At 46.6% G+C, this 11,146-nt stretch carries 10 protein-coding genes; 4 read left to right on the top strand and 6 right to left on the bottom strand.

The genetic code is table 11. The annotated features are described in order from the left end of the window. The coding region (locus B3180_RS02860; protein ID WP_286843031.1) for an isoaspartyl peptidase/L-asparaginase family protein at positions 1-770 on the bottom strand (770 nt) is incomplete at its 3' end. Positions 771-859: 89 nt separating this feature from the next. Here B3180_RS02860 and B3180_RS02855 point away from each other — a divergent pair. From B3180_RS02855 to B3180_RS02845, 3 genes are all read left to right on the top strand, one after another. After that, positions 860-1,096 carry a hypothetical protein gene (locus B3180_RS02855; RefSeq protein WP_199495196.1) on the top strand — a complete coding sequence of 79 codons (237 nt, stop codon included), beginning with the start codon at positions 860-862 and terminating at the stop codon, positions 1,094-1,096. A 62-nt stretch (positions 1,097-1,158) separates the two neighbouring features. Then, complete coding sequence (sbcB, locus tag B3180_RS02850; RefSeq protein WP_278358662.1) at positions 1,159-2,598, top strand: exodeoxyribonuclease I; 1,440 nt, start codon at positions 1,159-1,161, stop codon at positions 2,596-2,598. After that, positions 2,576-4,207 carry a GMC family oxidoreductase gene (locus tag B3180_RS02845; protein WP_278358661.1) on the top strand — a complete coding sequence of 544 codons (1,632 nt, stop codon included), beginning with the start codon at positions 2,576-2,578 and terminating at the stop codon, positions 4,205-4,207. Before sbcB ends, B3180_RS02845 begins: the two co-directional genes overlap by 23 nt. A gap of 32 nt (positions 4,208-4,239) precedes the next feature. On the opposite strand, the gene B3180_RS02840 is transcribed toward B3180_RS02845, so the two are convergent. Both B3180_RS02840 and B3180_RS02835 read right to left on the bottom strand, forming a co-directional pair. Continuing rightward, positions 4,240-6,570: an efflux RND transporter permease subunit gene (locus B3180_RS02840; protein WP_278358660.1), complete on the bottom strand. Its 2,331-nt coding sequence runs from the start codon at positions 6,568-6,570 to the stop codon at positions 4,240-4,242. Next, the gene (locus tag B3180_RS02835) at positions 6,571-7,743 is read right to left on the bottom strand and encodes a WD40/YVTN/BNR-like repeat-containing protein (protein ID WP_273023346.1); all 1,173 of its coding nucleotides are present in this window, start codon (positions 7,741-7,743) and stop codon (positions 6,571-6,573) included. 162 nt (positions 7,744-7,905) lie between these two features. Here B3180_RS02835 and B3180_RS02830 point away from each other — a divergent pair, with 162 nt between their 5' ends. Next, positions 7,906-9,255 (top strand): DUF1329 domain-containing protein, encoded by a 1,350-nt coding sequence (locus B3180_RS02830; protein ID WP_222236915.1) that lies wholly within the window; start codon positions 7,906-7,908, stop codon positions 9,253-9,255. Positions 9,256-9,320: 65 nt separating this feature from the next. Here the strand turns inward: B3180_RS02830 and B3180_RS02825 are convergent, their stop codons facing one another. Genes B3180_RS02825 through B3180_RS02815 form a run of 3 tightly spaced genes read right to left on the bottom strand, consistent with a single transcriptional unit; the run spans position 9,321 to position 11,140 of the window. After that, positions 9,321-10,190, bottom strand: coding sequence for an NAD(P)-dependent oxidoreductase (locus tag B3180_RS02825; protein WP_286842913.1), 870 nt, complete (start codon positions 10,188-10,190; stop codon positions 9,321-9,323). A 2-nt stretch (positions 10,191-10,192) separates the two neighbouring features. Beyond that, on the bottom strand, positions 10,193-10,981 hold the full coding sequence (locus B3180_RS02820) for a methyltransferase domain-containing protein (RefSeq protein WP_273023343.1): 789 nt from the start codon (positions 10,979-10,981) through the stop codon (positions 10,193-10,195). A gap of 12 nt (positions 10,982-10,993) precedes the next feature. Further along, entirely contained in the window at positions 10,994-11,140 is a 147-nt protein-coding gene (locus tag B3180_RS02815) for a Nif3-like dinuclear metal center hexameric protein (protein ID WP_414654017.1), read from the bottom strand. Positions 11,141-11,146: the final 6 nt, after the last annotated feature.

The following is an 11,146-nucleotide window of genomic DNA, read 5'->3' as shown; positions in this document are numbered from 1 at the left end:
GAGACAGCGCAGCTGTCATTATCAGCCCATGTACCAGCACCAATAATGGGGGAATCCCCTATTCTACCATAACGTTTAGCTGTCATGCCTCCGGTTGACGTACCGGCACTCAACAGTCCGTCTTTATCAACCGCAACAGCCCCAACCGTTCCGTATTTGTAATCAATATCCAGGTATTCCCAGGCCTGCTGCTCTGGCTGTTCACTTTTCTTAATGGTTTCTTTAGCTTTCTGTAACTGCTGATAACGATGCTCGGTATTAAAGTAACTGTTCTCTACCTGCTCCAGTCCCTGCTGACGAGAAAACTGCTCTGCGCCTTCACCACTTAGCATCACATGTACAGACTCTTCCATTACTTCGCGGGCTAATTCTATTGGACTTTTTACCGTCTTCACACCCGCAATTGCCCCGGCATTTCCGTTCAGACCTTCCATCAGTGAAGCGTCAAGCTCATGTTCTTCGTCCCAGGTATAAACGGCGCCTTTGCCAGAGTTAAAAAGTGGTGAGGCTTCCATTACCTGAATAGCGGCAATAACGGCTGTAGTACTGTCACCGCCTTCTTTCAATACCTTTCGGCCGGCTTCTAACGCTTCTGTCAGTTTATCTTTGTAGGCTTGTTCCTGTTCAGCGGTTAAATTGGCCCGGGTAATTGTTCCGGCTCCGCCGTGAATGGCCATGGCATATTCAACATCGTGATCATCAGCGTGCGCCGGTAACAACGATCCAAACGCAGCAGCGGTAAGTAATGCAGATAAATAGAGTTTTTTCATCTCGACCTCGGTTTTATTGTTATAGGCTAGACTGTTAGTAATAGCATAGTCGCAGGAAACTACCGAACTGACAACGAGGAGATTTTCAGATGCCGACTTATCACGTTGAATACACACACTTAGGCGATAAACAGCAAATAACACTGGAAGTTGACGGCAACTCATTAGGTGACGACCAGGAGTTTAGAGACGCTATTGCACGACGGTTAGCTGAACGTATATTACCCCACGCAGAACTCGCTTTTCGTCATGAAGATGAACGCACTCTCGAGCAGAAACTGAATAAAGCCTACGATGTTCAAGTGAACAAAATTGAAAGGCAGTGAGTGGCTGAATTCCTCCTTGTCCTCGTGCTATAGTTTTCTTTTTCCGCTGAGCAGTTAGGCTTATGGCACAAAACGAACAAGAAACTTTTTACTGGCACGATTACGAGACATGGGGGGCTAACCCATTAGTCGACCGCCCCGCACAGTTTGCCGGCTTGCGCACAGATGCCAATTTTAACGTTATCGGTCGGCCGTTAACGCTTTACGCTCAGCCTACGCCAGACTTTCTGCCTAACCCGGAAGCCACCTTAATTACCGGTATTACGCCACAGCTTGCACTGAAACAAGGTGTCGGTGAAGCCGAATTCAGCAAAGCCATAGCAAAAGAGTTTCAGCAGCCCAATACCACCATTATTGGTTACAACAATATTCGCTTTGACGACGAAGTCACCCGTTTATTGTTCTATCGTAATTTTTATGACCCCTACGAGTACAGCTGGCAAAATGGCAATTCACGCTGGGACTTAATAGATGTGGTGCGCGCCTGTTTTGCGCTGCGTCCGGACGGTATTAACTGGCCGGAAAATGCAGACGGACAGCCCAGTTTAAAACTCGAGCACTTAAGTGTTGCTAATAACATTGAACATGGTCAGGCGCACGATGCTATGTCGGACGTTTATGCAACCATCGGCCTGGCGAAGCTTATTAGTGAAAAGCAACCTAAACTCTGGCAGTGGGCCTACAGTATTCGCCGTAAACAAAAATTACTGAACCTGTTTAACTGGCAGGCACCCGAACCTTTAGCCCATGTTAGTGGGTTTTACGGTACAGCAAACCGCTATTTGTCGGCCATACTGCCGCTGGGCTTTCACCCTAAACAGAACAATAACGTCATAGCCTGGGACTTGCGCGTTCCCCCTATGGATTTTGCTGAGAAATCAGTCGAGGAATTAACCGCTTTAACTTACACCAGCCGCAAAGAACTCGATGAGCAAGGACTTAAGAAAAGTGGGTTACAAAATATTCATTTGGGTCGCTGTCCTTTCTTAGCGCCCATTAAAACCATTTCTTCTGAGGCAGCAAGTAACGCAACGTTAGATACAGCAGCTATTGAAGCAAACGCCAAATGGCTGCAGGAAAACAGCGACTTCCGCGACAAACTCATGCAGGTGTTCGAACAAACAAAAGAGTTCGCGCCCAGAACAGACGTTGATCACCAGATATACGATGGCTTCTTCTCCCCCCAGGATAAAAAGCATATGGAGATTATTCGCTCATCTGAACCTCAGCAACTGGCTGGGCTGGAGCTGGACTTTCAGGACAAGCGCATGCCGCAGTTGTTACTGCGCTACCGGGCAAGAAACTACCCTTCAACGCTCACGGACAAAGAGCTGAACCAGTGGCGTCAATTTTGCCAGCAACGCTTAGTAGAGCCACCAGAAGGTATGTTGTCTGCTGAGGAGTTTGCGCTCAAACTTGAGGACTTAGCGAGCCAGCACCAGGAAGACACGCATAAACTGCGTTTATTAAAGTCTCTGTATGACTACGCCGCTTCCCTGTAATAACACCGAGTCCTTTGACTACATTATAGTCGGTGCCGGCTCTGCCGGCTGTACTTTAGCGAACAGATTAACTGAATGTGGCAGGTACCGCGTATTACTATTAGAAGCCGGAACCTCTCATGGCGGTCTGTTCTCAGATATGCCCTCCGGCTTTGCGCGCTTTATGCACAGCCGAAAATTCAACTGGCTGTACCGCAGTCAAAAAGAGCCTCAACTCGATAACGAAAAAGGCTGCTATACCCCAAGAGGAAAGATGCTGGGTGGAAGTAGCGGTATCAATGCCATGATATACACCCGCGGCCTGGCAAGTGACTATAACGCCTGGGCTGAACTGGGGAATCACGGCTGGAGCTATAGAGACCTGCTTCCCTATTTTATAAAGAGTGAAAATAACAGCCGCGGACACTCAAAGTACCATGGTGACAACGGACCATTGTCGGTATCCGATGTAGCCCCGTACTATAGTGTATCAAGACAATTCTTAGAGGCCTGTGATCAATACGGTTTAAGAGCTAACCCGGACTTTAACGGCTCTCAACTTGAGGGGCACGGTGCATACCAGTTTACGATTAAAGACGGGAAACGATGCAGTGCATACCACGCTTACCTCAAACCGGCTTTAACTCGCACAAACTTAACCGTGTTATCTGGTTGTTTAACCGAGCGCGTGCTGTTTTCAGGTAAACAGGCCACAGGCGTTTGCTACCAGCAAGGCAGAAACCAATATATAGCGAATGCAGAGAAAGAGGTCATCCTTTGTGCGGGGGCATTTAACTCTCCTCAAATTCTATTACGTTCGGGTATTGGCTCCGCCGAGCAATTAACTAAGTCCGGAATTGAGTTAGTTCATGAAAACTCTGCTGTCGGCAAAAACCTCCAGGAGCACGTTGATATCAGTATTCATTGTAAGAACAACGCCAAAGACGGACTGACTCTTACGCCCTGGGGTTTAGTGAAGCTATCAGTTCCTTTTGTGAGCTACCTATTCACAAAGAAAGGTCAGTTAGCCCATTCTCTGGCTGAAGTCGGCGCGTTTTACTGCTCGTCCGGCAAAGTGCAGGAGCCGGACATTCAAGTTCACTTGCTGCCGGTAATGTTTAACGACAGCGGCTATGACTGGACACCAACCTTAAAACAAGGTTTTACCTGTCATGTGTGTTTATTAAGGCCGGAGTCCCGCGGGGAAGTTAGACTGAACCCGGAAAACGCTTTTGGCAAACCACTCATTACTTATGGTTTTCTAAAAGAAGAAAGCGACAAGAAAGCCTTAATTAACGGTATAAAAAAAGCTTTTGAAATACTAAAGCAGCCCGCTTTATCAAAGCATCATGGTGGGTTTATATTCCCCAGCCCAGAACTTAGTGACGACCAACTTTTAAAGCAAATTAAGTCAAAATGCGGACTTATCTACCATCCGACAGGAACCTGTAAAATGGGGCCTGAAAATGACAACGACGCTGTCGTTAGCCCAGAGTTAAGAGTAAAAGGTGTTGAACGGCTTCGGGTCGTGGATGCATCCATTATGCCCCGTGTTATAAGTGGTAATACGAACGCCCCCACCATCGCTATAGCAGAAAAAGGCGCCGACTTAATAAAAGCCGACGCCTGATAAAACCGCTCCTGAGTTTGTCAGTGACTAGCTCAGCTGTTTTTATTCCCCACCCGGAATAAACGAGCCAGTGCAGGAATAAGAATAAGCGCACCCAGCATATTCCACAGGAACATAAAGGTTAACAGTATGCCCATGTCCGCCTGGAACTTAATGGGTGAGAATATCCAGGTTGCAACACCAATGGCCAGCGTGAGGCCAGTAAAGCCTACTGCTTTGCCAGTGTTGTCCAGCGAGTGCTTATAGGTATCCTGCAGCGACATGCCCTGCTCCAGACCTTCTTTCACCTTACTGTAGATATAAATGCCGTAATCGACACCAATACCAACCCCTAAGGCAATAACCGGTAAGGTCGCAACTTTAATACCAATGCCTAATACCGCCATCAGACCCTGACTCATTACCGTAGTGAAAGCCAGAGGCAGAACAATACAGGCAACCGTACGAATACTGCGGAAAGTAATAAAGCACAGCAAAACCACAACGCCGTATACCCACAGCAGCATTTTATTCTGAGCCGCTTCTATAACCGAGTTTGTTGCAGCTTCTATCCCGGAGTTACCAGCCGCCATTAGCAGCTCTAAACCGTCCTGCTGATAGTTCTGGTTAAAGTTATTAACCGATGCAACAACGTTTTCAAGCGTTTCGGCTTTGTGATCATCCAAATAGATAATCACCGGGGCCATTGAGCAGTCGTTATTAATAAGCCCGTCGGGAATGCGACTTAACGACGCATTAATCACGTACTGGTTCCGGTTTAAGCTGAACCACTTCAGGTTACCTTCGTTAATACCGAACATACCCATTTTAGAAACGTAAACCACAGACTTAACGTCCTGAACGCCGCTGGTGTTTTCCATATGCCAGCTAAAACGTTCCATCAACTCGAGGTTGTCATAGGCAATGCACTGCTCTGGAGCCGATGCCGCCATAACAACAAAGATGTCAGTACTGGAACTGTAGTTATCAACGATAAAGGCATTATCCTGATTATAACGACTGTCAGGACGAAGCTCTGGCGCCCCTTTGTCCAGGTCGCCGATAGCCATGTTTTGGCTGTTAACCAGACCCCAGGCAAGCATAACAAGTGCAACACCTAGTGCTGAATACGCCCACTTAGGTTGAGTAAACTTAGCAAAGAACTCAAATAATGGATGACGTTCGCCTTCAATCTTCTTCTGATAAGCCACGCCGTTATCGGATGTGCCCAGATAAGACATCAGGATAGGCAGCAAACCAAGGTTGGTTAACACAACAACAGCTACACCAATACTTGCTGCAATAGCCAATTCCTTAATCACTTCAATATCAATAACCATTAAAGTGGTAAAGCCAATAGCATCACTGGCTAAAGCCGTTAGCCCCGCTATGTACAAACCGCGGAACGCTGCACGCGCAGCAGCAACTTTATCAAGCCCTGCCACCCGGTTAATACCAATGGCATTAATAATTTGCACACCGTGGGAAACCCCAATGGCAAAAACCAGGAACGGAACCAGCATAGAATACGGATTAATGCCGCTTCCTATGAGTTTAATGATTCCTAACTGCCATATTACGGCAATTATGGAGCAACTCAGCACCATAAAGGTGCTACGCCAGCAGCGGCTGTAGAAATAAAGCATAATGAGCGTGATAGCAATTGCCAACAGGAAGAACAAGCCAACCTGCTCCGCACCTTCAATCAAGTCACCAATTAGCTTGGCAAAGCCGGTAATATGAATTTCAATGTTGTCGCTTTGGTATTTGTCACGAACCAGGGTTTCCAGCTTTTCCGAAAACTGCTGATAGTCCAGCTTTTCACCGGTATCTGGATTAACCTCATCAAGCGGCACATAAACAATAGTGGATTCAAAGTTGTTGGCAACCAGGTTGCCCACTTCACCCGAGCGCAAAACATTCGTTCTTAACTGCTCTAATGACTCTTCGCTGCCATCGTAGCCATCGGGAATGACCGGTCCTCCGACAAAACCTTCTTCAGTAACTTCCATCCAGCGAACATTTGGCGTCCATAAGCTTCTTAGTCCTGAACGGTTTACGCCGGGGATGAAAAATATCTCGTCGGTAATTTCCTGCAGCTTTTGCTGAAACTCCTGATCAAAAATATCTCCGTCTTTATGCTCAACAGCAACCCGAACCACGTTGCCTAAACTGGCCAGATCATCCTGATAGTCAAAGTAGTTCTGAATAAAAGGATGGTTGGTCGGAATCATTTTTGTCAGGCTGGCGTCAGGACGCACCTGCGAAGCGTGATAGCCCAAAAACAATGTCAGTAACAGAAAGACAATTAGCCAGGGAGCCCGTACCGTGAATAATAGTTTCTCCAGCAGTCCTGCCGACTTATTCGCACTCGGATTATCCATTTACTGCGCTCCTTGTTGCGTTGCTAAAGCTTCTTCTTCGGTTGTTTTGGCGGGCCAGTGCAGCAAACCGCTGCGCCCGGTCATGAGCCACTCGCCGTCACTCACTTCGATAATATCAGTCATGACTGAACCACTAGGATGAGTTCTGTTCGTTACATTCAGCTGTTCATCGACCTCCAGGATAGTCCCTGAATGTCCAACAATAAGTTGTGTTCCGGACTCAGTCGTTGTACCAGCCGACAAGTTAACTCTGGTGCCTGTGTCTATGGTAGTGAAGCTCTGGCCTTTATCTTCAGAAACAAATGCGTTTCCTCGCAGCCCATAAACCCATAGCCTGCCCTCGGTATCAACATGACCACCGAACAGCGAACCATGGTAAGGCGAATTCAATGTTTCCCAGCTCGCTCCACCGTCATTACTGGCAAATGCCAAACCGGACTCGCCCATAATATAAAGATCATCGCCTTTTCCGAAAATAGCATTTAAGTGATAGCCATTAGGGTTTTCCAGTCGATGAGAAATCACTTGCCAACTCTCACCACCATCTTCAGTTTTCAGAAAAGTTCCATAGGCTCCAATTGCTAACGCTTCACGTGCGTTTTTAGCGTAAAGATCTAAAAATGGTTTGCTTGGACCTTCTTCTTCGGCAACCTCGATGTTACTAATTTGAAATTGTGCCTCTTCAACTTGCCATTCGAGTTCGCCAACAACCTCTTCGTCATCGCTCGATTCAATTTGCTCGTTTAATTTAGCAATACGCTTTTCATAATAGTTCTTTTCAAGTTTTATAAGCTCGAAACCATCGAACTGCCGCTTCCAACTATTACCGCCATCTTCAGTTTTAATAATGACACCGTGATGCCCTGTTCCCCAACCGATTTGTTCATTGGCAAAGGCTACACTGGTTAACAGTACACTGGTATCAACATCGGCTTGTTGCCAGTCGTCGTCTTCTTTCCATAGAATGTTGCCATGCGCGCCAACCGCGACTAGACGCGATCCGACAGTTGTCACCTCAATAAGTACTTCGCTTTTAATTCTGTCTGATGACAATGCTGGTGCACTGATCACTTCGTAATCAGTTATTGTTGTTGTGTCGCCTTCCTGTGCAAGCACTGTGGTACTAAAAATAGCCCCCAACAACACCCCTAATGGGGTTAAAGACAAGCGCATGGAACCTCCCGGGTACTAAAAATGTCATAGGATTGTATAAGCTCAAGAATATTTGAAAACCTTTTTTCGTTAAATTCGTGCTTTTTTTCGTTAAAGTATTGCTTGAGAGGTCAGTCCTCTGGCAAAGTGATGTTGGAAAGTAGAACAACAAGGAAAATTATAATGAATAAACTGATGCTAAAAGCTGGCGTATTCGCCATGTCGGTGATTTCCGCGAGCGTTGCGGCTAAAGTATCACCAGAAGAAGCCGCTCGGCTCGGTCAGGATTTAACCCCTATCGGTGCTGAGAAAGCAGCTAACGCTGATGGATCTATCCCTGCCTGGGATGGTGGTTACTCTGATAAGTCGGTCGATGTTGTTCGCGGTAATAACCCATTTGCCGATGATAAACCGTTATTTACCATCACCCACGACAATCTGGATGAGCACAAAGAACATCTTAGCGAAGGTCAAATCGCAATGTTTGAGAAGTACTCAGACTATAAGATGAACGTTTATCCAACTCGTCGTACAGCAACTTATCCGGACGAACTGTGGCCGAAAATCAAATCAAATGCAGAAAATGCAGAAATGGTTGCCGGTGGTAACGGTGTCGAGAACTTCGATACAACCATTCCGTTTCCTATTCCGGAAAATGGCTTAGAAGCAGTATGGAACCATATTACACGCTACCGTGGTGGCGCGGTAACACGTAACATTGCTCAGTTCCCCGTATTATCAAACGGTAATTACACGACGGTCGAGTTAAAAGAGACACTGGTGTTCCCGGAGTATCTTGAAACCGGACGTCAGGAAGCTGACGACAACGTTCTGTTTTACTTTATGCAGGAAGTTGAAGCTCCTTCTCGTTTAACCGGTACTGTACTTCTGGTACATGAAACCATTAACCAGGTCAAAGAAGGTCGTCGTGCATGGATTTATAACGCCGGTCAACGTCGCGTTCGCCGTGCGCCTAACGTAGCCTACGATGGACCAGGTACAGCAGCTGATGGTCTTCGTACTTCAGACAACCTGGATATGTACAATGGTGCTCCGGACAAGTACAACTGGGAACTAAAAGGGAAAAAAGAAGTTTATATTCCTTACAACAACTACGAAATTATGAACCCTGAGCTGGATTATGAAGACATTATCAAAGCCGGCCATATGAATCAGGACTTAATTCGTTACGAAAAACACCGTGTTTGGATTGTTGAAGGTACCCTTAAAGATGGCGAACGCCATATCTACTCCAAGCGTACTATGTACCTGGACGAAGATAGCTGGACAGCCTCTTTGGTTGATCACTATGACGGACGTGGTGAACTATGGCGTGTTGGTGAAGCTCTGAATACTCAGTTCTACAACCAGGACGTACCATGGATGGCCGCAGAAGCACTGTATGATCTGGACTCAGGTCGCTACATCTCGCTTGGTCTGGGTAATGAAGAAAGTACTTACATGGAATGGGATATTTCTCCAAGCCGTGATGACTTCAGTACAAACGCATTACGCCGTAAAGGCTTCCGTTAAGTTTTAAAACTTAACCAAATAAAAAGGAGGCATTTGCCTCCTTTTTTCTTCCTGAAGTAATATCACTACTTTTCCAGGCGAGCCAAAAGGCTTGAAGTATCCCAACGGTTACCACCCATTTTTTGAACATCTGCATAGAACTGGTCAATTAGTGCTGTCGCAGGCAAAGAAACGCCCTGCCGATCCGCTTCAGCCAGCGCAATTTTCAAGTCTTTGCGCATCCAGTCCACTGCGAAACCATGCTCATAGTGGTTATCCCACATAGTTTTGTAGCGGTTTTCCATTTGCCACGAACCTGCGGCACCCTTGCTAATGGCGGCAATAAGCTTATCCGGATCAAGCCCAACCTTACGTGCTAGTTGAAGACCTTCCGATAACCCTTGCAGTACACCGGCAATACAAATTTGATTAACCATTTTTGCCAGCTGGCCACTACCAACAGGCCCCATTAACTGGCGAGTTTTTGCATAGCATTGGAATAACTCATCTGCGGCAGCAAACGTTTTATCACTGCCGCCGACCATTGCCGTTAAAACGCCATTTTCAGCACCAGCTTGCCCGCCGGAAACCGGTGCATCAAGAAAGCTCCCCTCTTTTTCTTTTACCGCCAGCTCTAAGCCCCGAGCCAATTCTGCAGAAGCCGTTGTATGGTCAATAACCACTGCACCGGGTTTTAGTTTTGAGAGCAGACCGTCGTCACCATAAAAAACACTGCGAACATCGTCGTCATTTCCCACACAAACCATGACAAAATCGGCGTTTTTAACGGCCTCTGCTGGCGTTTTCCCGTAGTTCCCCGAGAATTCCTTTGACCATTTTTCAGCTTTAGCTGTGGTGCGGTTAAATACGCTAACGCTGTGCCCGGCATTTTGTAAATGTCCCGCCATAGGGTAGCCCATAACACCTAAGCCAATAAATGCGCACTGCTTTCCCATATTCACTCCTCCTGAAAGTTTGGCTTTTCGATAAGCCAATGCTGGTAACGTCCCAACTCGCGATAAGGGGATGTTTGGTTGTATTTCATCTCAAGTGACAGTAACTCATCAAACCGTTGTTGATCGTCTAAGTTTCGTAAGTAATCGTGAAAGCATCTAACCCCCGTTTTCTGCCTGACTTTTAGTTTGTTGTCTTTCAGGTAGTCATCCACTTTTTCTGGCACAACGGGGTTTTGGGGGCTTAAACGAACGGTCTTCTTAACTTTTAATCCCCGTTCTATGTAATCAAAATTTCCATAAACGGCATTAGCAAATAGTTGAGCGTGATGATTATAAAACATGAGCGAAAGCCTGCCACCGGGCTTCAATAATGACGCCAGTTGCTCAATAGCAACCTCAGTGTCCGGCAGCCATTCCAGCACAGCGTGACAAAGGACAATATCGTACTGAACGAGAGGTTGCTGGTTAACCAAACCGTTTAAACTGGCCGTAATATACTGACACTGACCTCCCAAGCCTGCGGCTTTATGTCTTCGGGAAGCTTCTTCAACCATGTCCGTTGACAGGTCAGAGTGCACAACGGTAAAGCCTTTTTCCTGAAACCATTGGTTTACCTGACCTAAACCGGCACCAACATCCAGCACAGAGCATGGCTCACTCGCCAGTAGAGAGGCTAAATCGCGTTTAAGCACCTCAACTCTTAACTGGCCTTTTGTGGTGTCGTAGATTGATTTAGAGAATTTTTGGCTGATACCGCTAAAGTCCCCTCTTTCTTGCTTCTTTCTGTTCATTTAGCGCTTCTCTTAAGCCGGACTATCGATATCAATGAACTTAACCTCAAGTTTGAAGTGTTCAGCTAAATGCTCCCCCAGCGCTTTAACACCGTAACGCTCAGTAGCGTGGTGCCCGGCCGCAAAGAAGGCAACATTCTGTTCACGGGCACTATGAATGGTCGG

Source organism: Idiomarina sp. UBA4206, from assembly GCF_002383015.1.
Classification (GTDB): Bacteria; Pseudomonadota; Gammaproteobacteria; order Enterobacterales; family Alteromonadaceae; genus Idiomarina; species Idiomarina abyssalis.
The sequence above is the reverse complement of the archived record's forward strand: the minus strand, read 5'-3'. Positions and strand labels throughout refer to the sequence as shown.